The organism is Phytobacter sp., from assembly GCF_059074235.1.
Genome location: NZ_JCACPZ010000008.1, coordinates 1 through 25,679, shown reverse-complemented (window position 1 = coordinate 25,679; position 25,679 = coordinate 1). Strand labels below are relative to the sequence as shown.

The 25,679-nt window shown below is 54.4% G+C and carries 18 protein-coding genes; 5 read left to right on the top strand and 13 right to left on the bottom strand.

What is annotated here, in order from left to right:
* Positions 1-4: 4 nt before the first annotated feature.
* The 4 genes from AC5JPW_RS18050 (at position 5) to AC5JPW_RS18035 (ending at position 3,283) form a co-directional block, all read left to right on the top strand.
* Positions 5-1,348, top strand: coding sequence for a fimbrial protein (locus AC5JPW_RS18050; RefSeq protein ID WP_494242507.1), 1,344 nt, complete (start codon positions 5-7; stop codon positions 1,346-1,348).
* Between the two features lie 34 nt (positions 1,349-1,382).
* Positions 1,383-2,012: a fimbrial biogenesis chaperone gene (locus AC5JPW_RS18045; protein WP_494242506.1), complete on the top strand. Its 630-nt coding sequence runs from the start codon at positions 1,383-1,385 to the stop codon at positions 2,010-2,012.
* A gap of 58 nt (positions 2,013-2,070) precedes the next feature.
* The gene (locus AC5JPW_RS18040; protein WP_494242505.1) at positions 2,071-2,823 is read left to right on the top strand and encodes a winged helix-turn-helix domain-containing protein; all 753 of its coding nucleotides are present in this window, start codon (positions 2,071-2,073) and stop codon (positions 2,821-2,823) included.
* A gap of 97 nt (positions 2,824-2,920) precedes the next feature.
* Positions 2,921-3,283, top strand: a complete 363-nt coding sequence (locus AC5JPW_RS18035) for a hypothetical protein (protein ID WP_494242504.1) — start codon at positions 2,921-2,923, stop codon at positions 3,281-3,283.
* Here the strand turns inward: AC5JPW_RS18035 and yegS are convergent.
* From yegS to yegD, 12 genes are all read right to left on the bottom strand, one after another.
* Positions 3,280-4,179, bottom strand: coding sequence for a lipid kinase YegS (gene yegS / locus AC5JPW_RS18030; protein ID WP_494242503.1), 900 nt, complete (start codon positions 4,177-4,179; stop codon positions 3,280-3,282). The genes AC5JPW_RS18035 and yegS overlap by 4 nt on opposite strands.
* Positions 4,180-4,433: 254 nt before the next feature.
* Entirely contained in the window at positions 4,434-5,795 is a 1,362-nt protein-coding gene (gene trhP / locus AC5JPW_RS18025) for a prephenate-dependent tRNA uridine(34) hydroxylase TrhP (protein WP_494242502.1), read from the bottom strand.
* A gap of 185 nt (positions 5,796-5,980) precedes the next feature.
* Positions 5,981-6,472 carry a GNAT family N-acetyltransferase gene (locus tag AC5JPW_RS18020; protein WP_494242501.1) on the bottom strand — a complete coding sequence of 164 codons (492 nt, stop codon included), beginning with the start codon at positions 6,470-6,472 and terminating at the stop codon, positions 5,981-5,983.
* The gene (locus AC5JPW_RS18015; RefSeq protein WP_485889098.1) at positions 6,460-6,726 is read right to left on the bottom strand and encodes a type II toxin-antitoxin system TacA family antitoxin; all 267 of its coding nucleotides are present in this window, start codon (positions 6,724-6,726) and stop codon (positions 6,460-6,462) included. Before AC5JPW_RS18015 ends, AC5JPW_RS18020 begins: the two co-directional genes overlap by 13 nt.
* A gap of 122 nt (positions 6,727-6,848) precedes the next feature.
* Entirely contained in the window at positions 6,849-8,189 is a 1,341-nt protein-coding gene (locus AC5JPW_RS18010) for a HEAT repeat domain-containing protein (protein ID WP_494242500.1), read from the bottom strand.
* Between the two features lie 122 nt (positions 8,190-8,311).
* Complete coding sequence (baeR, locus tag AC5JPW_RS18005) at positions 8,312-9,034, bottom strand: envelope stress response regulator BaeR (protein WP_494242499.1); 723 nt, start codon at positions 9,032-9,034, stop codon at positions 8,312-8,314.
* Positions 9,031-10,485, bottom strand: a complete 1,455-nt coding sequence (baeS, locus tag AC5JPW_RS18000) for an envelope stress sensor histidine kinase BaeS (RefSeq protein WP_494242498.1) — start codon at positions 10,483-10,485, stop codon at positions 9,031-9,033. Before baeS ends, baeR begins: the two co-directional genes overlap by 4 nt.
* Positions 10,482-11,897 (bottom strand): MFS transporter, encoded by a 1,416-nt coding sequence (locus AC5JPW_RS17995; RefSeq protein ID WP_494242497.1) that lies wholly within the window; start codon positions 11,895-11,897, stop codon positions 10,482-10,484. Before AC5JPW_RS17995 ends, baeS begins: the two co-directional genes overlap by 4 nt.
* Positions 11,894-14,971: a multidrug efflux RND transporter permease subunit MdtC gene (gene mdtC, locus AC5JPW_RS17990; protein ID WP_494242496.1), complete on the bottom strand. Its 3,078-nt coding sequence runs from the start codon at positions 14,969-14,971 to the stop codon at positions 11,894-11,896. The genes AC5JPW_RS17995 and mdtC overlap by 4 nt, the downstream gene beginning before the upstream one ends.
* Positions 14,972-18,094 (bottom strand): MdtB/MuxB family multidrug efflux RND transporter permease subunit, encoded by a 3,123-nt coding sequence (locus AC5JPW_RS17985; protein WP_494242495.1) that lies wholly within the window; start codon positions 18,092-18,094, stop codon positions 14,972-14,974.
* Positions 18,094-19,344, bottom strand: coding sequence for an MdtA/MuxA family multidrug efflux RND transporter periplasmic adaptor subunit (locus tag AC5JPW_RS17980; protein WP_494242494.1), 1,251 nt, complete (start codon positions 19,342-19,344; stop codon positions 18,094-18,096). Before AC5JPW_RS17980 ends, AC5JPW_RS17985 begins: the two co-directional genes overlap by 1 nt.
* Positions 19,345-19,644: 300 nt before the next feature.
* Positions 19,645-20,997: a molecular chaperone gene (gene yegD / locus AC5JPW_RS17975; protein WP_494242493.1), complete on the bottom strand. Its 1,353-nt coding sequence runs from the start codon at positions 20,995-20,997 to the stop codon at positions 19,645-19,647.
* Positions 20,998-21,130: 133 nt separating this feature from the next.
* On the opposite strand from yegD, the gene alkA reads away from it, so the two are divergent.
* Positions 21,131-21,976 carry a DNA-3-methyladenine glycosylase 2 gene (alkA, locus tag AC5JPW_RS17970; protein WP_494242492.1) on the top strand — a complete coding sequence of 282 codons (846 nt, stop codon included), beginning with the start codon at positions 21,131-21,133 and terminating at the stop codon, positions 21,974-21,976.
* Here the strand turns inward: alkA and AC5JPW_RS17965 are convergent.
* Positions 21,969-25,298: a diguanylate cyclase gene (locus AC5JPW_RS17965; protein ID WP_494242491.1), complete on the bottom strand. Its 3,330-nt coding sequence runs from the start codon at positions 25,296-25,298 to the stop codon at positions 21,969-21,971. The two genes, alkA and AC5JPW_RS17965, sit on opposite strands and share 8 nt — an antisense overlap.
* Between the last annotated feature and the right edge of the window lie 381 nt (positions 25,299-25,679).

Genomic DNA, 25,679 nt, shown 5'->3' with positions numbered 1-25,679 from the left:
CGTCATGAAAAAATATTTAATTATTGCGCTCTGCCTGTGCAGCGGTCAGGCGTTCGCGGCCTGTGAATACATTATTTACCCCTGGAAATCCGGGACGAGCGGTGCGCAAGGCACTCACCGTCTGAGTGGGGAGAAGGATGGCATCGGTAATGACTGGCGTAGCGGTGGCGGTAACGATGCGTGGAACGGTTTGTTACCCGGCTTAAGCAAGTCGGTGGACTTGACCAGCAACAACAGCTTTCAGCCCGCAGGCACCGTACTGACCTCGGCAGGAGGCATTCCCTTTACCACTTACGCCCACAAAGGCGGCGGTTACGATCCGGAGCAGGTGTTCTTTCGCTGCACGTCGGACACTGCCGGGCAGTTGTTCGAAGCCTGGTCGACCAATGGCGATGACCTGCACGCAGGCTGGATGGAGAGTACCGACGTGCCTGGCGCATATCTGACCAAGATTAAAAACGTGGCATTGCGACTCACGCATGAAGCCAGCGGCACTTACTTCACTGACGTCTGGCAGCAGCGCCCGCTGGAAAATCTGGATACCGACAGCAACGGTAATTTTCTGATTAAGGCCAAGAATTTCTCGGCAATCAGCGCAGAGCTTATTAAGACTGCAGATACGCGCTATTACGCCGTGGACGCCCCTTATAACTACAACGTGTTCGTCAACCCGAATGCCTACGTGGTGTTCCGAGGGCCGGGGACGACCTCCTGGGGCATTAACATCGGGCAGGCACATCGCAACGGGAACTGGGCGGGTTGGGCCAACGACTGGCCGTCGGTCATCAGCCTGTATGGCAACAACATTGCGGTTAAGCGATTGGCCATGTGCCAGGTCACCCAGTTCACGCCCGTTGTGGTGTTTCCACCGGTGACGGCCGCCGCGCTGACCCGTGGGGAATCTGTCTCTTCACCGTTCCAGTTGGCGTTTGCCTGCGAGTCAACGGTGGTCTCAGGCGTAACGGCCAACAAAGGACAGGTGGCACTGGGCTTTTTGGCCAGTGACAGCAGCGTGGCGGCGGCGCAAGGATTTGGGCTGACCAGCGGCAGTGCTGTGACCTGGCTTCTGGATGAAAACTATGGCGCGGCAGGCCATGCAAAAGGGGTAGGCGTGAGGATCTTTCGCGCAGGCCAGGCGATGAACTTTCTGTCCTCAAGCATCGCGGGCACTGGCACGGCGGGCGGCTGGACACCGGTGCTGGCGGGAAGCCAGCAACTGACGGAAACACGGGACGGTATTAATTACTATGATGAGACATTTGAAGCCAGACTGGCGCGTTTTGGCTCCGAGCCGGTGTCTGCCGGGCGCTATCAGGCACGTGCGCAAATTTTGCTGCGTATTCAGTAGCCTGTTATTGCTCATTCACCCGGTGCAGGCCGCCGTGAATGTTAACACCACGCGGGTTATCTTTGAAAATGGCGTCCAGCAAAAGTCTGTAAAACTGGTGAATGACGGTGACACGCCAATGCTGGTTCAAAGCTGGATTGATGACGGCAACCCATACTCCACGCCGGATAACGCGCATCCTGCGTTTGTGGTATTGCCGCCGATGCTAAAGCTTTTGCCAGGCGAGCAGCGGGAGATCCGTTTGCTGGGAACGGGGGCGGGACTGGCAACGGACCGTGAGTCGCTGTTCTGGCTCAATATCTATCAGATTCCACCCGAGGTGAGTGCCGCATCAAACGCAGAAAAAGTGCGTTTGGCCCTAAGAACCCAGTTGAAAGTACTGTGGCGTCCTGAGGGGATTTCTGATTTAAATATTGACCACATGAATATGCTGTTTTTTATTAGAAAGTTAGATAATGTTTATGTCATTAACAAAACAAAATGGAATATCACTCTTTCGGATTTAGTTATGGAAAACTATTCATCTAATGGATTTGTGATTGGACCTGATGAGGAGAGAGCTATTTTCACAATTAGTGCTCCTGTTGCCATAAATAATAAGATAGACTTCGCGGTCATTAATGATGACGGAAATAAATGGGGGTTATCTGCATTGATAAAATAATGCAGAGATTTACTGTCCATTACGTTTTTTTACTTTTAATAATGAATTAGGGATTGTAATGACAAATATTTATTTACTCGACAATATTGTCACTTTCTTGCCGGATAAAAATCTACTTATATCCATTGAGGATGAAACACGCCGGTTGTCGCTAAGTAACCCGGCTACACGCTGTTTGCTTATATTAATTCAACAGCACGGGCACGTCGTTGAGCGCGATTACTTTTATCAGCATGTCTGGGAAAGTAATGGCGCGCAGGTGACAAATAATGCGTTCTACCAAAACATTTCTTTGCTGCGCCGGGCATTTAAAGAATTTGGCCTTAATGAAGAATGGATTGTGACGGTACCCAAAGTGGGCGTAAAACTGGAGACGCTGCTGCACATTGAGGTGCAACAGAAAGCCGACGTTGAGTGCAGCGAGGTGGAACCTGTTCAGCCTGTGCGCGCTGCAAGGCCACTGTCGGGAAAGCTTATTGCCGTGAGTATGATAATACTTGCCTGTATTATTACAGCAGTTATGACCTGGCGCAGTGATTTTGATTCCCGGTTTGTCGGCTATGTTTCTCTGGGTAATAAAAATAACTGTTACTATTATGGTAATGCCGATGTGTTTAATCATGATAAACATCAGCGCCTTATCCAGAATACACCACTGGATTGCCAGAATTACCCATGGGCTTATATTACCCTCTATCCGAATTTTTCGCGGGTGTCAGTTCTGATGTGCCGTAAGCAATATAGTCAATGGCGTGATAATAATTGTGTAACGCGCTATATATTTGTGGAGGATCGTCATGTTGCGGCGTAATGGAATGCTTTTGTTATTGATCACTGCTGTTGCTATTTTGCTCACTTTTTTAACTGTCTGTAGTATCCAGACATGGCAGCGTGGACATTTTGATTGTATGGGTGACTTAGCGGTTGAATTCCCTTCTGTTGAAGGAGATATCTCTATCCGTTATATATTTAACGGCACTAATGGGGTAGCAATATTACGCGGTGAAATAACCCAGAAAGGAGTGGGATCTATCCCTGTTAACCACAACGTTTGGTTCTCATTTAACCGAAAAGGGCAGGATTATTTCCTGCAATCGGAAAGAGTCTCGGCCAGCACCGGCGAGCCGACAACGAGCGCGCTCTTATCGCGTACGCTGCCGGATTTCTATCTGCGGGAAGGCGTGCCGTTCTACCTGAATATCTCCCGAACGGACGGTAACCACTGGCTGTTTTTCACCAGCCGTTCACCGTCTATCTACTGCAAGGCTTAACGCAACAGCGGGCAGTCCGGGGGAAGGCGACATTTCAGTGCATCGGGCAGAATCTGAATACTGAAGTTCTGCCCTTTTAGCGGCTCGCCGTCCAGGTTGAAGGTGATGTCGTGAGGCGCGCTGATTTCAAACCAGGCGGATTTTCCGTCCACAATATGCGGGTTGTCGTCCGGTTGGGTCAGCGTGGTGAACAGGGCCGGAAGGATTTCGTCGCCGGTAAAAATCCGCAGCTCAAGTTGACCGTCGTTAATCAGCGCCTGCGGGCAGAGTTGTTGACCGCCGCCAGCCTGACGCCCGTTGCCAATCCCGATGACCAGCGCATCTCCCTGCCAGTGGAAATTCTCGCCTTTGATTTCGCAGCGGTCCGGTTTCACGGTATCCATGCGCATCAGGCCGTGTAAAATATACGAAACACCGCCGAGCGCCGCTTTGAGTTTTTCCGGCGTTTCCGTGGTGATACGTGTGCCAAAACCGCCCGTCGCCATGTTGATAAAGCAGGTTTGACCGTTCACCTCTGCAATATCCACCGGCACGGCTTTGCCGACGATGGCCAGCTGCAGGGCTTTGTCGAGTGATTCGGGGATGCCGGCACTGGTGGCGAAATCGTTGGCGGTTCCCAGCGGCAGGATACCCATTGCCGGGGCGTTTTCACCCTGAGTGCGCACCAGTGCGGTCGCGACTTCATTGATGGTGCCATCGCCGCCACCGGCAATCACGGTTTCCACCCCCAATCCCACGGCTTCCGCGACATAGCGTTCTGCGTCACCCTTTTCCCAGGTCACTCGAACCTGAATGTCCATCCCTTCACTGCGTAGCAGCGTAATGGCCTGACGAAGCAGGTCATCGCCTGCGCTTTTCCCGTTGAGGATCAATAAACTGCTCGGAAAATTGCTCATCCTTTCTGCCTTATCAGAACACTGTTGGGGAAAGTGTATCTCAGGAGAGAGAAGTGTGCCTGCGGATGAAAAAAGAGAGGGGTAAAAAAATCAGCCTGCGTAAGGGAGATTACGCAGGCTAAGGAGGTGGTTCCTGGTACAGCTAGCATTTATGGGTTATGTTTTTCAGCGAAAAGGATAATACCCATATTGAACGCAGCGGTATGTGATCCGATTCTAAGATTCTTCTGCTGGTAAAAAATAACGGCAGTTAATTACTTAGCGTGCGGATTGCGCGTGGTCTGTCCAGTAAAGTTGCGCATTAATAACGCATATTCCAGCTGTAAATCATCCGGAACCGGCAGCCAGACGGTATGACCGTCGCCAGGTGCGACACCTACCGCTTCGCCTTTGCCATTTTCCATATGCTCCAGCGTGAAGTTGATATTGCCCTGCGGGGTCATCAGCTCCAGGCTGTCGCCCATGGTGAATTTGTTTTTAACGGCAACGGCAGCCAGGGGGCCTTTGCGCTCACCGGTGAATTCGCCGACAAATTGCTGGCGTTCAGAGATGGAGTAGCCGTATTCGTAGTTCTGGTAATCGTCATGCGTGTGGCGACGCAGGAAACCTTCGGTGTAACCGCGGTGGGCCAGACCTTCCAAAGTGTCGAGCAGCGCTGGATCAAACGGTTTACCTGCGGAGGCATCGTCAATCGCTTTACGGTAAACCTGCGCGGTACGGGCGCAGTAGTAGAAGGATTTGGTGCGGCCTTCAATTTTCAGTGAGTGCACGCCCATCTGAGTCAGTCGCTCAACGTGGGCAATGGCGCGCAGATCTTTGGAGTTCATAATGTACGTGCCGTGCTCGTCTTCAAACGCGGTCATGTACTCGCCCGGACGCTGGGCCTCTTCCAGCATAAATACTTTGCTGGTCGGCTCGCCGATACCGAGGGTCGGTTCAACGTTCTGCACCGGGATTGGTTCATGGACGTGAACGATGTTACCGACATCGTCCTCTTTGCCTTCCTGCACTTTGTATTCCCAACGACAGGCGTTGGTGCAGGTGCCCTGGTTCGGGTCACGTTTGTTGATGTAGCCTGACAGCAGGCAGCGGCCGGAATAGGCCATGCACAGCGCACCGTGAACGAAAATCTCGAGTTCCATCTCCGGCACCTGAGTGCGGATTTCCGCGATCTCATCCAGTGACAGTTCACGAGAGAGGATCACGCGTGTCAGCCCCATCTGTTTCCAGAATTTCACTGTCGCCCAGTTAACGGCGTTAGCCTGCACGGACAGGTGAATATCCATCTCCGGGAAGTTTTCGCGCACCAGCATAATCAGGCCCGGGTCAGACATGATCAACGCATCCGGTCCCATATCCACAACGGGTTTTAAATCGCGAATAAACGTTTTCAGCTTGGCGTTGTGCGGTGCAATGTTGACCACCACGTAGAATTTTTTACCGAGCGCATGGGCTTCATTGATGCCCAACTGCAAATTCTCGTGGTTGAATTCATTGTTGCGAACGCGCAGTGAATAACGTGGCTGGCCCGCGTAAACAGCGTCCGCGCCATAAGCGAAAGCGTAACGCATATTTTTCAGCGTTCCCGCCGGGGAGAGGAGTTCCGGTTTAAACATGATGTTCTCTTTCTGATGACAGGTCAGATCCGCCTCACCAGGTGAGGCAGTAGGGGAGATCCCTTAAATTTAGGGCGGGAATTGTAGCGCTGCGGGCAGAGTGAGTAAACCACCGATTAGCACAAGCGAAAACGTACCTGATTTGATGTGTGATTATCCGCCAAAACGTTACCCGGGAAAGGCGTTTAACTGAGGTCGGGGACGCGAAGAAATAGCGTTCTGTCTTGTGTTAAAGAGACGCTGAAACCGTGGTGCAGATAAAACTGCTTCGCTTTTTCTGAGAGGGCATGGACCATAATCGCCCTGACGCCGATGTTTTCGGCTACCCGACAGATGCGCAGGATTGCATCATGAAGTAAGTCGGCACCCAGACCGCGACCATGACAACATCCATCAACTGCCAGTCGAGCGATAATTATTACCGGCAATGGATCCGGCATGTTGCGTCGTATTCCACCCGGACTTACCGCATGGCTGACACTGCCAGTTGCAAGGGAATAGAAGCCTACAACCTGCGAGGAATTCTCTTTGCAGACCACAAAGGTTCGGGCGGCACCCGATGCCTGGTTTTTTAACCCGCGACTGCGTATCCATTCGTCAAGGACGGGTTCGCCACAATGGAATTCAGAAAGTGTGTGTGTGGGAGTGAGTGGCGTCGGGGCGGCTATTTTTCCCACTGCGGTTTTCTCGCCAGCAGTTTCTCAAGTGCAGGGTTCGGCGTGACCGGAGCATCCAGCATATCGATAAACTCAGCGTATTGTTCATCGTTGAGATTGAACATGCGCTGGTCAAGAATCACATTTTCCGCGGCCTGACAGGCCATTTCCAGAATGAAGTCAGTACGCGTTTTATGCAGGATTTCCGCAGCGGTATCGATTAACGCCCGTTGCGCTTCTTTTGCCCGAATATTGAGTTGAACATCAGATTTCATCGCTACTCCTCGTGTATAGCAATCGGTATACGAAGAGTATAGGCCTTGCGTATAGCAAATGCTATACGCGATCCATTAACAGCAGAGCATTCTTTGTGGGGCGCTGAGTCTGCTACTGCCCATCAGGGCAGATACCCGGTAACGGCGTTGTGAATTTCAGGTACCTGGGGCAACAGTGCGGTCAGGGTTTCGCGCTGCCGGGTGTTCGGGGAGATGCCAGACTGGTTGAATCTGGCTATCCACGCATGGCGCTGGGCCTCACGTTCATCCACTGTCAGGATTGTGTGGTAGCGCAGCAGCAGAATCAGCCAGTCCCATTTGTTTAACAGCGTCAGCAAACGCAGATAGACAAGGCGGTGGGAGGGAGTCGGCGGGTTTTCCAGCAACGGCTGAACGTCATCCTGCGTTAATGAGAGGGATGCACGCGTAAGCACATGCCATGCGGCGAATACCAGCGTCGGATTGGGTGAGGACAGGGTTTCCAGTATCCGCGGTTTGGCGTCATCCCCTTCAAGCCCGACCAGAATCTGCAGTGAAACTTTGCGCAGTCCGGGTTCACTCTTAGCATAGGCCCATTCAGCCTGGGCCCACAGATCAGGGTAATGACTCTCTTTTAACCCATACAAAGCTGCGCGTCGTTGGGTGATACTGGCATTATTGTCGTGCAGTACCTCCAGCCAGAGTGCTGTCGCGTCTGTTTTGCCTTCGAGCATCCGACGGGTGCGCTGCTGAATCAGTGCGTTTTTGTCCAGCAACAGGCGGCGATAGAGCGCCTCGGGCGGTAGCTGGCGGTGCTCATCAAGATAGAAAAGCACGCTACGGCGAATGCGCGCCCAGGGGTCCTGAAGCAGGCGCAGTGTGAGTTCGGCTGAAAGCGGGCGATTGCGTTGCAGCCAGTGTTCGACGGCAATGGCACGCAGATGGCTGTCCTGATTATCCAGTATGCTCAGCAGCGCTGTTTCTTCCCAGAACTGGTCTTGCTCGATGAGGGTATAGAGCACCGCATCCCGTATGTCGCGTTCGGGTGAGTACAGCGCCTGATAGAGCGCAGGCAGATTTTTTGACACTAAGAAACGGCCAATCGCATCGACAAACGCCCGGTGATCGTAACGCCGACAGGTGGTGAGAAAACGAATCTCTGGCAGATGTACGATAAAGTGCGGGGTGTTTTCTGACGTTAACAATTCAGCCACGGCGTCGGTGGCGGCAAGGTGAATGGGCTTGACCCAGTCGTTGACCGAAGTAATCAACTCACCCAGCGCGCTGATATCATGCTTGACGGTCAGCGCAGCCACCGCTTTTTCGCGCACATATCCGCTATGGTGGCGCGTCAACTGGCGCAGCGTCACGGTGCTGAATTTGCCATCCGCTTCTGTCTGCACATAGGCATTCCAGGGCTTATCCAGCAGTGCTTTAATATCCAGATGCAGCTGGGTTTCGCTATCGGGCAGGGGCTGAGTCATCCTTGTAAACCACCGTGTCAGAAAGTTTTTTTGGATCATAGAAAGTAGTCTGCTTCTTGCAACAGCAAGCAGGGCGAGGAGTCTCACCCTGCTTACCAGGATCCCAAGGCTCGATATCAGGATCATCCCAGGCGACAGGCGTCCGCTTCCCAACGGTAGCCGACACCGTAAACGGCGCGGATGAAGGACTGTTCTTCATCCAGGGTTTCCAGCTTGCGGCGCAGGTTCTTGATGTGGCTGTCGATGGTACGGTCGGTCACCACGCGATAATCGTCATACAGGTTGTTCAGCAACTGTTCGCGGGAAAACACTTTGCCTGGCTCGCAGGAGAGGGTTTTCAGCAGGCGGAATTCAGCAGGCGTCAAATCCAGCGGCTGATTGCGCCATGTGGCCTGGAAACGGCTCTCGTCGACAATCAATGGGCTTTCGGCGTCCATCGCCTGCAGTTCGCGCTGTGGCTTGCAGCGACGCAAAATGGTTTTCACTCGTGCGACTACTTCACGCGGGCTATAAGGCTTACAGATGTAATCGTCAGCGCCAATTTCCAGGCCCAGAAGACGGTCAATCTCTTCGATTTTTGCCGTCACCATAATAATGGGCAGGTTGGAGAAACGGCGGATTTCGCGGCACAGCGTTAAACCGTCGGTGCCGGGCAGCATCAGATCCAGCAGAATCATATCCGGCGGCGTCTGGCGCACGTAGGAGAGCACCTGATCGCCGTGATTTATCAGGGTCGGCGCATAGCTTGCTGCGCGCAGGTAATCTATTAACAGCTGGCCGAGCTTCGGCTCATCTTCCACGATCAGAATGCGTGGAGTGTTTTCATCAATCGGTAATTCGTTCATACGCTTCTCGCTATCTCTCGTTCCAGCGGCAGTTTTACGGTAATGCTAACCCCACCAAATGGCGAATGTGCCGCACTGACGTTTCCGCCGTGGGCGCTCACTATGTTCATACAAATTGCCAGACCCAGTCCGGACCCTCCGCTGGCGCGGTTACGAGACCCTTCGGTGCGATAAAAACGCTCAAAGAGTCGGGTAAGCTGGAGCTCGGTCACGCCCGGCGCGCTGTCGGCAAAGTCCAGCGCCAGCATGTCGGACTCAATGCGTCCACTGATATGTAAACCGCCACCGCTGTCGGTGTAGCGCAGGCTGTTTTCCATCAGATTATTAAAAAGCTGCATCAGCCTGTCCGGGTCGCCAAAGACGGTTGCACGTTCAGGCAAGGCCACATTTATCGTCAATTGACGCGCAGCAAACCGCTCGCGAAACGCTCCCGCTGCCACTTCGAGCAGAGAGACCACATCTACCGGATACTTTTGGTACGCCAGAGCGCCTTCATCAGACATCGACAACTGATGCAAATCGTTGACCAGCTTGGTCAGCGTGCCGACTTCTGCCTGCAACGAGGCGACGGATTCCGGTGTAAACTGTCGGACGCCGTCCTGAATGGCTTCCAGTTCGCCACGTAGCACCGCCAGCGGCGTACGCAGTTCGTGGGAGATATCAGCCATAAAATCACGTCGCATTTGCTGGTTGCGTTCAAGCGTACTGGCGAGCTGGTTAAAATCTTGCGCCAGTCGGCCCAGTTCATCTTCGCTGCCTGTGCTAACGCGGGTAGTAAAATCCCCGGCCGCCAGTTTATGCGTCCCTTCTACCAACCGTTTAACCGGGGCCAGCAGGCCGCGGGCCAGCGGCAATGTCGCTAGCGCCGCAAGCAGAGTGGCGAGTCCGACAATCAGCCAACTGGTGCGCCGTTGCTGGCGATCGAAGTTGATATCAGTATTTCGCGTCAATCGCTCTATTGGTGAGGCAATCACCCAGCCCACCGTCGCGCCATTGACGGCGACGGCGCGCCGTGTACCGTCCGGCGGCACCGGGCTGCGCGGTCCCACCAACACATCGCCGTTGGTATCGGTTACCCAAAACTGGGTGCGCCAGCCGTGCGGCGGCATGCCATTACCCGGCTCAGGCGGTGGACCCGGCGGACCGGGTGGGGGTTCATGTCTGGAACCGTCTTCGTTGTGTTCATTCTCACGATCAAACGAACGTAGGATCTGGAAAATAAAACGGTCGTTATTACGTAAAAAGCGCCAGCTCCCTTGTTGGGCATATTGCTCACCCAGCGCATCGCTCAGCAGTTGCAAACGCTGTTCGTTACCGTGCTTGATGTAGTCGATAAACCCACGTTCAAAGCTGATACGTACTGCCCAGTGCATGGTTACCAATAACACAATGCATGTGGCGAAGATGGCCAGAAAGAGTTTGGCGGTGATTCCGGGACGCCATAGTTTCATGAGTGACTCCTGTTGCGCCGGGAAATGACTACGTTCTCACTGACATCATTCGGGACTCGGGCAAAGATAAGCGCAGGCAGTGCGATAATGACTGCCATGCACAAGTAAGCATAAATAAACACATGATGAGCGACGCCGCTGTCGGCTGACAGGTGTGCCTGGCCGAACATTCCCAACAGCAGACCGGCGACGGTGACGCCAATACTCATCGACAGTTGCATCACCATCGACAGCAGGCTGTTACCGCCACTGGCCAGTTCATCAGGTAAATCTTTCAACGTCAGTGTGTTCATGGAAGAGAAGCGCATGGAGTTGATCATGCCCTGGCAGAAAAGCACCAGTGGCAGCAGGTAGTACCATCCCATGAGGGCCGTCGCCATAAACAGCAGGCACACCAGCGCCAGACCCAGAGTAGAACACACCAGTGCCCGGCGATAGCCAAAACGGTTAACGACCTGCACCACGATGCGCTTCATACCCATGCTGCCAAGCACCATCGGAATCATCATCAGCCCGGCATGGAACGGGGAGAAGCCCATGCCAATTTGCAAAAATACCGGGGTCATAAAGGGCAACATGCCGCTGCCGACGCGCCCGGCAAAGCTGCCGAGCAGGCCAAGGGAGAAAGTAGGGGTGCGGAAAAGACGCAGGTTAAACAGCGCGCCGTTGTTGCCTCTGGCGTGCAGGAGATAACAGACAATCGCCACGGCGCCGACTGCCACCAGCGCACCCAACATCAACGGCGAGATCCCCAACCCTTTTTGCCCATCCAGTGCGAGGGTCAATGTCGCCATGCCGCAGGCCAGCAGCACAAATCCAAGGATGTCAAAACGGCCCGTTTGCAGCTTGTAATTGGGCATCAACCAGAGGGTGGCCATCGCCCCAACAATCCCAACTGGCAGATTGATCAGGAAAATCCAGTGCCAGGAGGCGTACTCTACCAGGATTCCCCCCAGCGCCGGACCCAGCAGTGGCCCGACCTGGCCGGGCAGGGTGACAAAGGTCATCGCCGCCATATACTGCGTGCGAGGGACGATTTTCATCACCGTGAGCCTGCCGACCGGCACCATCATCGCTCCGCCTATCCCCTGTAACACACGTGCCATCACCAGTTCGTCGAGGGTGTTGGCCCGGGCGCAGAACAGCGACCCCAGCGTAAAAAGCACGATGGCAGTAAAGAAGATATTGCGCACGCCGACCCTATCCGCCAGCCAGCCACTTGCGGGCAGCATCACGGCGACGGTCAGCACGTAGGAGACCACCACCATGTGCATATGCAACGGACTTTCCCCGAGGCTTCGTGCCATCGAGGGAAGGGCGGTGTTGACGATGGTGGTGTCCAACGACTGCATAAAGAAGCCGAAGGCGACGATCCATAATTGCCAGCGTACGTTGTTGGGGAGTTCTGTCACTCGCTTAAAGGCTCCCTGCGATGGCGCACGAATTTAACGCGCAGACGATCAAAGAACAAATAGACGACTGGCGTGGTGTAGAGCGTGAGCAACTGACTCATCACCAGACCGCCAACGATGGTAATCCCCAGCGGCTGGCGCAGTTCTGAACCATCCCCACCGGAAATCACCAGCGGTAATGCGCCAAAGAGCGCGGCCAGAGTGGTCATCATGATGGGCCTGAAGCGCAACAGGCAGGCCTGGAAAATGGCCTCTTCGGCACTCAAACTGCCTTTGCGTTGAGCCTCAATAGCGAAATCCACCATCATGATGGCGTTTTTCTTCACGATACCTATCAATAGCATAATGCCAATTAGCGCGATCAGACTGAAAGGTGCGCCAAAAAGCTCCAGCGCCAGCAGCGCCCCGACGCCTGCAGAGGGGAGGGTGGAGAGAATGGTCAGCGGGTGGACATAGCTCTCGTACAAGATCCCCAGCACAATATAGACCGTGGCGATAGCCGCCAGAATCAGAATGACCTGTGAGTTCATGGTCTCCTGGAAGACCTGCGCCGTACCGGCAAAACTCCCGCGCACCGTTGAAGGTACACCCAGTTGCGTCATGGTGCGGTTGATGGCATCGCTCGCTTCGGAGAGCGACACCCCGGTCGGCAGGTTGAAGGCGATGGTCGATGCCGCAGACAGCCCCTGGTGATTCACCGAGAGTGGTGCATTGGCAGGAAGCCAGTGGGCAAAATACGACAGCGGAATCGGTTTGTTATCGCTGTTAATGACGAACATTTTATCCAGCGCGCTGATGTCCTGGGTGTAACGCCTGTCCACTTCCATTACTACTTTGTACTGGTTCAGCGGTTGGTAAATGGTGGAAATCTGCCGCTGTCCGAAAGCGTTATTGAGCAGGCTGTTGGCTTCCTGAACGCTGATCCCAAGACGCGACATACTTTCGCGGTCATAAACCAGGTTCATTTCTGCACCGTTATCCTGCTGATCGGAGTTCACATCCGCCAGCTCTGGCAGTGAAGCCAGCGCTTTACGGATTTTAGGTTCCCATTCCCGCAGGGCACTCAGATCGTCAGATAACAGCGCAAACTGGTAGCTGGCATTGGCCTGACGTCCGCCGACGCGGATGTCCTGTACCGCCATTAAAAAGAGGCTGGCTCCCGGCTCTTTCGAAAGCTTAATGCGCAGGCGATCGATCACCTGTTGTGCCGTTTCGTTGCGTACGTCGCGGGATTTCAGGGTGATAAACATCATGCCGCTGTTGACCCGCGAGCCACCGGTAAAACCGGTCACGTTATCCACCGCCGGATCGTCGCGGATGATCTTCATGAAATCCTGCAACTTAATGCGCATGGCCTGGAAGGAGATGCTTTGATCGGCCTGAATGCCGCCCATCAATACACCCGTATCCTGTTCCGGGAAGAAGGTTTTTGGGATGGTGATGTACATCCAGACGTTAAGCGCAATGGTACCCACCAGCACCAGTCCCACAATGCGGGCATGGTTGAGGACCCATTTTAGTGACCGGGCATAGGCTTGCTGCATTGTCACCAACAGACGACCAATACCTCTGTTGCGTGTTGGCTCATGGGGTTTTTGCCGCTTCAGCATCCAGCCACACATCATCGGCGTGAGCGTGAGCGAAATAACCAGAGAAATGCCAATCGCCACCGAGAGGGTGACGGCAAATTCACGCAGCAGACGCCCCGGCAGCCCGGCCATCAGCAGAAGCGGCAGGAACACCGCCACCAGTGAAATGCTCATCGATAGCACGGTGAAACCGACTTCTCGCGTACCTTGCAGCGCCGCCTGTAGCGGTTTCATTCCCGCTTCCAGATGGCGGGAGATGTTCTCCAGCACCACGATGGCATCATCCACCACAAAGCCTGTGGCGATGGTGAGTGCCATCAGTGAAAGGTTGTTCAGACTGAACCCGCACAGATACATGGCTGCGAAGGTGCCGATCAGCGAGACCGGTACAGCGACTGCGGGAATAAGTGTGGCGCGCCCGGAACGTAAAAACAGGAACACCACCAGAATCACCAGAGCGACCGAAATCACCAGCGTCTGTTCCACCTCTTCCAGCGAGGCGCGGATAGTGGGGGAGCGATCCTGGGCAATCTGCAAATCAATGGCAGAAGGGATGGTCTTCTGTAATTCCGGCAGCCTTGCACGAATGCTGTCGACTGTCTGGATAATGTTGGCTTCCGGCAGCTTACGGATCATCAGCAAGATGGCCGGTTTGGCGTTGGTCATCCCGGCGTTGCGGATGTCCTGCACCGAGTCCGTCACGCTGGCGACATCGCTTAAGCGTACGGCAGAACCGTTCTTATAGTGAATGATTAACGGTTGGTATTCCGCGGCGGTTTTCAGGGCGTCGTTGGTTTGTACCTGCCAGCGATGCGCGTCATCTTCAATGGCACCTTGTGGCTTGCGTACGTTGGCTTCGCTGATGGCCGTGCGAACGGCATCGAGCGAGACGCCCTGATTAAACAACGCCTGTGGGTTAAGCCCAACACGCACGGCAGGCAGTGAACTGCCGCCGACGTCAACATCGCCAACGCCATCTATCTGGGCAATGGTCTGGGCCAGTTGTGTCGAGGCGAAATCATAAAGTTGCCCCTGGGAGTAGGTGTCCGAGGTGAGCGTCAGGATCATGATCGGTGAATCTGACGGGTTCGCTTTACGATAGGTCGGGCGGCTCGGCATACCACTGGGTAGCAAACTTTGCGCCGCGTTGAGTGCTGCCTGCACATCACGTGCGGCACCGTTGATATTACGGTTAAAATTGAACTCCAGAATGATGCGTGTGCTGCCCAGCGAGCTGGACGAGGTCATTTCGCTGACCCCGGCAATGCGCCCCAGTGAACGCTCAAGCGGCGTGGCAACGGACGATGCCATGGTTTCCGGCGATGCGCCCGGCAACGAGGCGCTGATCATAATCACCGGGAAATCCACCTGCGGCAGCGGAGCGACCGGTAGCAGGCGAAAGCCGAGCACGCCGCAAAGCGTAATGGCGATCGAAATCAGGATCGTCGCCACCGGGCGGTAAATGAAGAGGGCGAAAAACTTCACTTACGCCTCCTCTTCACGCTTCGGAAAACGGCGACGAATGGCGATGCCGAGGCGGTCAAAGAGCAGGTAGATAACCGGCGTGGTAAACAGAGTCAGCACCTGACTGACCATCAATCCGCCAACCATACCAATACCCAGCGGGCGGCGCAGTTCTGCACCCACTCCGGTACTGAGCATCAGCGGCAGCGCACCGAGTAGTGCTGCCAGCGTGGTCATCAGTATTGGGCGAAAACGCAGCAGGCACGCCTGGTAAATGGCATCCCGTGGCGACATGCCCTGTTCGCGCTCGGCGGCCAGGGCAAAGTCGATCATCATGATGGCGTTCTTCTTCACAATACCGATCAGCAAAATGATGCCGATGATGGCAATCACATCCAGCTCACTGCCCGCCAGCAGCAGCGCCATCAGCGCGCCAACGCCCGCAGTGGGCAGGGTAGAGAGGATGGTGATGGGGTGAATAAAGCTCTCATAAAGCACGCCGAGCACGATGTACATCGCCACCACGGCGGCGACAATCAGCCAAACGGTACTGCCCAGCGCGGCCTGGAATGCCAGAGTGCTGCCCTGGAACTGGGTGGTGATGTCAGTGGGCAAACTGAGCGCTTTTTCACTGTCGAGAATCGACTGCACCGCCTCGCCGAGCGAGTAGCCGCTTGCCACATTAAAGGAGATGGTGGTGGCGGGGAACTGATCCAGGTGGTTAATCGACAGCGGCGAGAAACGCTGCTCAACTTTCGCGATGGCGCTCAATGGCACTATGCCACCGTCAGTGCTGGTCAAACGGATGGTGTCGAGTGCATCCAGTCCGGAGGTATGCGAGGTGTCATGTTCGAGCACCACGCGATACTGGTTCGCCTGGGTATAGATGGTGGAAATCAGGCGCTGACCAAAGGCGTTATACAGGGCGTTGTCGACATCAGACATGCTTATCCCAAGACGGCTGGCGCTGTCTCTGTCCACATTGACGTAAGCCGTGAGCCCTTTGTCCTGCCAGTCGCTGCTGACGTCGGCAAGCTGCGGCAGTGCTTGTAATTTCTCAACCAGCTGCGGAACCCAGGTGCTGAGCGCATCAAGTGATGTTGCCTGGAGCGTGAACTGGTACTGCGTTCGGCTGACCGTCGTATCGATAGTCAGATCCTGGGTCGGTTGCAGGTAAAGTGCAGCGCCAGGGACTCTTGCGGCGGCCTGCTGGAGTCGCTCGATGACCGTCAGCACGCGATCGTCGCGATCGGAAAGCGATTTGAGGTTGATTTGCAGCCGTGCACTGTTCAGCGCCGGGTTAGTGCCGTCCACGCCGACAAAGGTCGTCAGGCTCTGCACCGCCGGGTCTTTCATGATGATTCCGGCAATTTGTTGTTGACGCTGGGCCATGCTGGCAAAGGATGCGGACTGCGGTGCCTGCAAGGTGCCCTGAATGATGCCGTTGTCCTGAACGGGGAAAAAGCCTTTGGGAATCAGGACCCACAGCATTACTGAGAGCAGCAAGGTGCCAATCGCAACGCTGAGCGTCAGCCACGGGTGGTTCAAGACTTTTGCGAGCAGCCGCCCGTAAGCGGCAATAACGCGCTCAATGAACTTTTCAGATGCGCGGGAGAAGCGGTTCTGTTTACGCAATGATTCCGCACTCAGCATACGGGCGCACATCATCGGCGTCAGCGTCAGGGAGACCACCGCAGAGATTAATATCGCGACCGCCAGAGTGACAGCAAACTCGCGGAACAAGCGACCAACGATATCGCCCATAAACAGCAGTGGGATCAGTACCGCAATCAGCGAGAAGGTCAGGGAGATGATGGTAAAGCCGATTTCACCCGCCCCTTTCAGCGCGGCTGCTAACGGTTTTTCCCCTTTCTCGATGTAGCGCGAGATGTTCTCGATAACCACAATCGCATCATCCACCACAAAGCCGGTGGCGATGGTCAGGGCCATCAGGGTCAGGTTGTTAACCGAAAAGTCGAGGAACACCATCACCGCGAAGGTACCTACCAGTGAGAGCGGTACTGCAACGCCCGGAATGATAGTCGCCGGAATATTGCGCAGGAACAGGTAGATGATCATCACGACCAACGCGATCGCCAGCATCAGCTCAAACTGGGTGTCAGTGACCGAGGCGCGAATGTTTGTCGTGCGGTCCGAGAGCACTTTCACCTCAACCGATTTTGGCAGGCTTTCGGTGAGTGTAGGCAGCATCGTGCGAATGCTGTCGGCGGTATCAATGATGTTCGCGCCAGGCTGACGTTGTACGTTCATTACGATGGCTTGCTGCTGGTTTGCCCATGCCCCCAGCCAGCTATTTTCAGCGCCTTGTTCAATGGTGGCGACATCACCCAGTCGCACCGGCGCACCGTTCTGGTAAGCCACAATCAGTTTGCGATATTCATCAACCGACTGCATCTGATCGTTTGCCGAAAGGGTGACGGCGCGGGTCGGGCCATCAAGACTCCCTTTCGCGGAGTTAACGTTGGCGTTACTGATGGCGGTGCGGATGGTTTCGCTGGTTAACCCCAGGGCTGCAATGGCCTGCGCATTCAGTTTTACGCGCACGGCAGGGCGCTGACCACCGGCAAGCGTTACCAGCCCGACCCCGGACACCTGCGAGATTTTCTGCGCAACACGGGTTTCAACCATATCTTCCACCTGCGTCATCGGCATGGCGGTGGAGGTTACGGCGAGCGTCATGATCGGTGGATCGGCGGGGTTTACTTTGCTGTAGACCGGCGGGTTGGGTAAATCAGACGGCAGCAGGCTATTGGCTGCGTTGATAGCGGCTTGTACTTCCTGTTCGGCGACATCCAGCGGCAGGGGCAACTGGAATTGCAATGTGACCACGGATGCCCCGCCGGAACTCTGCGATGACATCTGTTTCAGGCCCGACATCTGGCCAAACTGACGTTCGAGCGGGGCGGTAATGGCGGAGGTCACAACATCCGGGCTGGCCCCCGGATAAAGGGTGATGACCTGAATTGTCGGGTAGTCCACCTCGGGCAGTGCGGAGACGGGTAAAAAGCGATAACCAATGATACCGGCAAGTAAAATCGCCACCATCAAAAGGGTGGTGGCGACCGGACGCATGATAAACAGGCGTGAGGGCCCACCTGTTCTGCCTGGCGGTAGCAACTGCATCAGGATTGCGCTCCTTTTGCCGGGTGCTCACGTTTGGCAGGCATCTGGTCTGCGCTTTTTGCGTCCACAACTTCTACTTTGGCCCCTTCGGTCAGACGATCGATACCGTCAGTGACCACGCGGTCGCCTGCGGATAACCCAGCGGCAATCACCACTTTCTGGCTGTCCTGAATGCCGGTTGTCACCGTGTGTTTGCTGACCTGACCTTTGTCGTTGAGGACCCAGACGAAGTTACCTTCGTTGCCCATTTGCAGTGCCGCTGCTGGAATCACCACCGCATCCTGCTGCGTGGAAACTAACATCCGTGCATTCACAAACTGGTTCGGGAAGAGGGCATCATCCTGATTATCAAAACGCGCCTTGAGTTTGATGGTGCCAGTGGTGGCATCAATCTGGTTATCGAGACTTAACAACGCCCCGGTACTCAGTTTCTGTTTGTTGGTGCGATCCCAGGCTTCAACGTTTAACGGTTGCCCGGCTTTTTGCGCCTGTACCACGGTGGCGATCTCGTTTTCTGGCAGTGTGAAGACGAGGTCAATAGGGTGTGTTTGCGTCAGCACCACAATCCCGGTAGTGTCTCCACTGGAGATTTGGTTACCAATATCCACCTGTTTTAACCCCACGCGTCCATCAATGGGGGCCGTGATGCGACTCCAGTTGAGCTGCAATTGCGCACTGGCGACGGAGGCTTCGTCGGCTTTAACAGTACCTTCGGTTTCACTGACCAGCGCCTGTTGAGTGTCCATCTCCTGGCGGGAAACCAGATTGGTTTTCACCAGTTGCTGATAACGGGTCAGATCGCGACGGGCATTCGCCAGCGTGGCTTTGTCCTTCGCCAGTTGGCCCTGAGCCTGGGCGAGGGTGACCTTAAACTGGCTGGGGTCGATTTCTGCCAGCAGATCGCCGGCCTTCACCTGCTGGCCTTCCTGGAAATGAATCGCCAGTAGTTGCCCGTCGACGCGGCTGCGAACAGTAACCGTATTTGCAGCAGTGACGGTACCCAGGCCGGAAAGATAGCGAGGAACCGACTCTTTTGTGGCGGTGGCAGCCTGCACGGGGGGTAATGCGCCGCGCATACCATGACGACCACCACGAGGGCCACCAGGGCCAGGGCGTTGATTTTGTCCATTGGCGGCTGTGGACGTTGAGGTATCCGTTTTATGGCCGAACCCGTACCAAATGGCGGCGATACCCGCAATCACTACTACAGCTACCGCTATCACCAGGCGGGAAGTCTTTCTGCCTTTCATCGCTATTCGTATCTCGTCCTGAAACATATGCCTGAATAATACTAGTTTAGTGAGCGTAGCCGTCAGAAAAATGGAGAGAATATGAAGTACTGTCTGGAAACGTCTGGGACGTGAATCGTTTCACGCAGCGGTCCGTACTTTATTGAACAGAAAGTCAGCAAAACAGTAAAAATGCCGCAGTCGGGAGATTTGGGAGAGGGATAAAAAGAATAAGCCCCACCTGAAAATGGGGCTTTAGAGAAGGAACGGGTGACGATGAAGCAGGGTGCTCACTTCGTCATTCGCTGGTCATGCTCTCTGTTAACGAAATACCACCTGTGCCCAACGGGCCAAACCGGCGGTTACGGAACCAAAGTCATCGCCACCGGCAATCGGAATGCCCGGCAATGCCTGCGCCAGCGCTTTCTTGATGATCGGTGAGCGCGCGCTACCGCCAGTGAGGTAGATGACCTCTGGCGTGGTATCGCTGCTGTCCAGAGCCAGTTGTACCTGTTCCAGAATACGACGCAGCGGTTGATCCAGGGCGGCTTCCAGGCCCATCTGGTCGATGGCAGTGGTGAGTGCTTCGCTGATGAACGGCAGTTGCGCCTGTGTTTGCACCTGCTCGGACAGGGCTATTTTGCTCTCTTCAGCGCTGCGTACCAGGCGGTAACCCAGACGCTGCTTCCATACTTTCAGTAGCAGGGCCACTTTGTCAGTGTCGCGTGCATCGCGCAGCATATCGTTAAGCTGACGACCATTCGCGGTACTGTAGAAGTCGGTCTGCGCTGGAACGTCGTTAATGGCGATAGCATTCCACCACGGCAGAACCGGTAGGGCGATGCCTTTTTCCGTTTGTCCGCCCATGCCCAGAAGCGGCATCAGGTTTTTAAACGCCAACGCGATATCCAGATCGTTACCGCCTACGCGGCAGCCACTGTGACCTAACAGGCTGTTTTCGCGATCCAGGCGATCGTGCCATTTAGGCCCCATCAGCAGTAAAGAGCAGTCGGTGGTTCCACCGCCGATGTCGACGACCAGAACCCGCTTTTCTTCCTGCAATGTGGCCTCAAAGTCCAGACCTGCTGCAACAGGTTCGTACTGGAATACCACGTCACGAAAACCGGCACGTTTAGCCGCACGTTCAAGGATCCCCTGCGCCTGGGCGTTGGCATCGGTGCCGCCGAGTCCCTGGAAGTTAATCGGTCGTCCGATGACAGCCTGGTCGATGGCTTCGGGCAACTGTGTTTCTGACTGCTTGCGGATGTGTAGCATCATGGCACACACCAGGTCTTCAAACAGGGCAATCTGCTGCGGTTTTAACCCGTTGGCACCAAGGAAGGATTTTGGCGATTTAACGAAATAAACTTCTTCCGGATCGTCAACGTACTGACGTAAGGAGCTCAAACCAAACTGAACGCTGGCGGCCTGTACATCAATGTCTTCTTCGCGGTTAAAGCTCACGGCACGACGTAATAGCGCTTGAGTTTCCGCGCCCGTAGCCGGCACTTCATGGTGACGATAGAGCCATTCGCTGACTGCTTCACGCGTCGGAGCGCAAAGCATCGACGGCAGCAAAGTGCTGTTATTTTCCATTTTCAGCAGCGACGGTTTACCGTCCTGCATCACCGCAATTGAACAGTTAGCGGTACCGTAATCAAAGCCTACAAACACGTTTAATCCCCATGCCGGTGAAGAAGGGGGGCGACTTTAACGGAATGCGTAAAGCAGAACAACCGGAATATCAAAGCAAAGCAGAAATTCACAAACCGTTATATGCTCTTGGGTCGACATAACAGGAGTCAATATGTACATACTGCACTGGCAACCGCCTTACGACTGGTCATGGATGTTAGGCTTTTTGCGTGCTCGTGCGGTGATGGGGGTCGAAATCATCAGCGAGACGCGTTATATGCGCGCGTTCGCCCTGGGTGAGCATCGGGGCACAATCTGTGCTGAACCTGATGAAGTCAACGGCGTGTTAAAGGTGACATTGAGCGACGGGCTGCAAGCGGTCGCGGATGATTGTTTGCGACTTCTGAGTAACCTGTTTGATCTGACCTGTAACCCGCATGAGGTGACTGCTGCGCTGGGGAAGTTGGGCGCTGTTCGGCCAGGGCTGCGCCTGCCTGGCTGCATGGACCCCTTTGAACAAGCCGTTCGTGCCATTTTAGGTCAACTGGTGAGTGTGGCGATGGCGGCAAAATTAACGTCGCGTGTCGCGCAATTGTGCGGTGATCGACTGGATGACGACTTTGTTTTGTTCCCAACGCCGGCACAGCTGGCGAAGGTGGACCCGATGGCACTTAAAGCGCTGGGTATGCCGGTTAAACGTGCGGAGTCGCTTATTTTCCTCGCACAATCCGCTCTTGATGGCACCTTTCCCCTCACGTCGCCTGATGACGTTGAGCAGGGCGTGAAAACGTTGATTACTTTTCCGGGTATTGGGCGCTGGACGGCAAATTACTATGCATTACGGGGCTGGCAGGCAAAAGACGTGTTCCTCGCGGACGATTATCTTATCAAGCAGCGCTTTGCCGGTATGACGCCCGCACAAACCCGCCGCTACGCTGAACGCTGGCACCCCTGGCGTTCCTATGCATTATTACACATCTGGTATACGGATGGCTGGCAGCCTGAAGGCGTTAATTGATCGCGAAGTAGCTGGTGCTCAGCATCATATCCAGAGGTTGCGGCTGCGAAATCGTGTCGCCGAAAATCAGATCGATACCGATGCCCGATAATGTATCCATCATCAGCGGTTGATTGGTCGGCCCGGCAATGCTCTTAAGCCCCAGGCGCTGAGCATGCCCCTGAATAATCGTCACCATCATTTCGTCCATCAGGTTGCCATGGACATTGTTCACCAGAGCCTGCTCCAGCAAGATGTAATCTGCCGTGTGTGGCGTAAGATGGTTAAAGATTTCAAGGTCATGACCAATATGGCTCAGGATGATGCGACACCCCGCATGACGCAACTTCTTCATGTTATCGCTGATGGCTTTACCTTCGCGCAGTAGCACATCTGCCTGAATCATCACATGCAGCAGACGTCCCGGTAACGGACCATTCTCCAGTAAACTCAGGATTTCATCGACCAGTTGGGTGCTGGATAACCCGGCAGAGGAAAGCGGCAGTGCAACGCCCAGTCCTTTGCCTGCCACTGCTGCGGCATGATTACGGAAGAATTCGTTGAAAACACGGCGGTCGAGCGCACGAATCAGTTCAGGTTCATTCAGGCTGGCGCGGAAGGCATTTTCTTCCATCACTTCACCTTCGCTGGTCCACAGACGCAAGGTCAGTATCCAGAAATTACAGGCTTCCGGAACGCGAGGGGAGGCTACGCCACGGGCGATCATCAGCAGGTGATTGTCTTTGATCATGAGCCACTGTTCTTCCAGCGACATCATGCTGCGACCGTGATGCATAGTACCCTGCTGTGGTTCGTACACCGTGACAATACCGCGTCCGTTATTTTTCGAGGAATAACAAGCTATATCGGCCTGAGACATCACCTCAGAACCCTGATGATTGGTCTCATCAATGATGGTAATACCTGCACTGGCACCGATACGATGCATGCGACCTTCCCACATAAAGTGGTAGTCATTAATCGCCTGAACGATGCGTCCGGCAATATAACGCGCGCTTTCAATGTTGCAATCCGGGAGCAACAGGCCGAATTCGTCGCCGCCAAGACGGGCAAGAATATCCGTAGAACGCAGCATACTCAGCATCAGGGAGGAGATCTCTCTGAGTAACGCATCGCCGGCGGCGTGCCCGGCGGTATCGTTCACTGCTTTAAAGCGGTCAAGATCGATAAAGACCAGTGCGTGACGCTGATGCAGCTCCTGCACAGTGTGCAGCAAACGTTTGAGATGAGTTTCGAAATTCACCCGGTTTGCCAGGTGGGTCAACGCATCGTGAGAAGCGCTGTAGCTGAGTTGACGCAACATTTTGCGTGATTCTGTGACGTCCTGAATAACCAGCACTGAACCAATGTTTTGCCCGTCAAGGGTGCTCAGTGGTGTCACACTGTAATTGATGTCATAGCTGCCACCCGTGCGACAGTGAAGAACTACGTCCTGTTCAATAGCTGAGCGCGACATATCACCGCTGTGGATGTTTTCCATTGCCGGACCATGATCGCCAAAGGTAATGCGAAGCACAGTCAGCAGTGGCTGCCCTATTGCTTGATCCTGCGACCAGCCGCTCAGCTTCTCCGCGACCGGGTTCATAAAGCTGACGTTCATGTTCACGTCGGTACAGAGCACCGCTTCGCCGATGGAGTCGAGGGTAATGTGCAAGCGCTCTTTTTCCTGGAATAGCGCTTCGTTCAGTTGCTTAACCTCGGTCATATCCATATTGACGCCCAGCAGACGCTCAACTTCGCCATTGCGGTTCAGCACGCGGTTTGCCAGGGTGCGGATGTGACGAACGCCCTCTTTAACGTTGATGCGAAATTCGAGCTTGAAGGCGATACGTGAAACCAGAGAATCACGAATGATACGTTCGGTCTCTTCACGATCCTCCGGCAGAATGCGCTCATACCACAGTTGCCAGGTGGGCTTGATGTGTGAAGGGATTTCATACAGTTCGAACATGCGTTTGTCCCAACTGATGATATCGGGTTCAAGCTCCCACTCCCAGATACCGATCCCCCCGGCTTCGTTTGCCAGAGTGATACGTTCCATCAGGCGCTTATTGACCCATTCGGTTTGCTTGAGATCGTTAATATCTTCGACCTGAGCAATAAAATAGAGTGGAGTACCGTCTGCATGACGAACAACGGAGACCGCGAGCAGAGCCCACACCAGGTCGCCATTACGGGTGTAATAGCGCTTCTCCATGGAGTAACTGTTAATTTCGCCACGAACCAACTGTTCCAGTTGATCCAGATCTTTGTTTAAATCTTCCGGCCAGGTGAGCTGCTGGAAGTTCATTAACCGCAGTTCGTCCTGACTGTAACCGAGGAAATTACATAGTGCTTTGTTGGCCTGAAGCCACTGGCCCTGAGTACCGACCAGCGCCATTCCGATGGTGGAGTACTCCATCGCGTTCCTGAAACGCTCTTCGCTCTCACTAATGTGTTTACGCTCCGCTCTGAAGGCATACATCACCATGGTCATGATGTTTGCAGGCAGCAAAATCAACAGAAACGGGAGCCAGGGGGCGTTAAGCATGGCGCCGGTTTTCGGCGTCACAACGACGAGTGGATTGGTGGCCATATACAGAGACACCATCATGACCGTGATCAGGAAGATCAGGAAAGCTTCCATACGCGGAAGGCGAATGGCACTCCACATTAACAGCACAATCACGGCGGTAAAGGGCCACGGCAGAAAAATCAGCGCCAGCCAGCTCAACGCTAATGTCACGGCAAGGGTTACCAGCGTTTCAAACAGTAGCTGCGGCTTACGATGGCGTAAAAGATAATGCGGTTTAAATAACAGTCCAATCGGCACCAGCGCCAGTGCACCAATCGATTCAGATAACACCCACACCAGGAAAGTGCGCAGAAGATTATCAGAACCGACCAACAGGCAGACCAGTACCCCGCCGATCAGCGGGGGAATGAATGCGCTGCCAATCGCCAGTTTCACCCAGTCGCTCAGGTTTTGTAGCGGGTTATACCAGGGCAATAATTTGCGCAGCAGAATGGCTCCCGTCACCGCCTCAATGAGGTTAATGACGGTATACCAGATATTAATACTGGCGACGTTGAATAAAAAACCTGTTGCGACAAGGCTGCCTAGTGAACAAGCCACGGCAATACCTGGCCACATGCGGCCGGCATGGCGATAAAATGCCACCATCATCAGTGCAGTGGGGAACCAGAGCGGTGCAAGGGCGGTGCCGAAGCGGGTTAATTCCAGCGAGAACAATGTAAAGATGAATGACAGCAGCCCCAAACTGATAAGACGCAGTAGAGGGTATGGGGTGGTAATCAAAACTCGCTGATCTTGTTTCTTCATTACCGCTTAATCCGCCGACCCCTGATCCGTCGGGAACGGTGTCCGGACGAGTGAAAGATGAATTCGGGTTATGCTAGTACAAACAATTTACAATTCCTATGCTGTCTGCTCAGAATTTGACATCATAAGGATATTAATTACTTAGTCTGCGAAAAAAAGCGCCCGGGCGCTGTTATTTTAATCGCTTAAATTTGCGAAAAGTCACAACCTGTACCGAAAGCGTTCAACTTTCAGCTTATGCGGCATCCTGATCCTATTCGACTGGTATCATGGCCGTGAAATCCCTATAATTGCCGCGTTTGACGCTCCGGCGTCTCCTTCCTTTACATCCAGGTTAATCAGGTCGCTAAATTTATGACTGATAAGTCACATCAGTGCGTC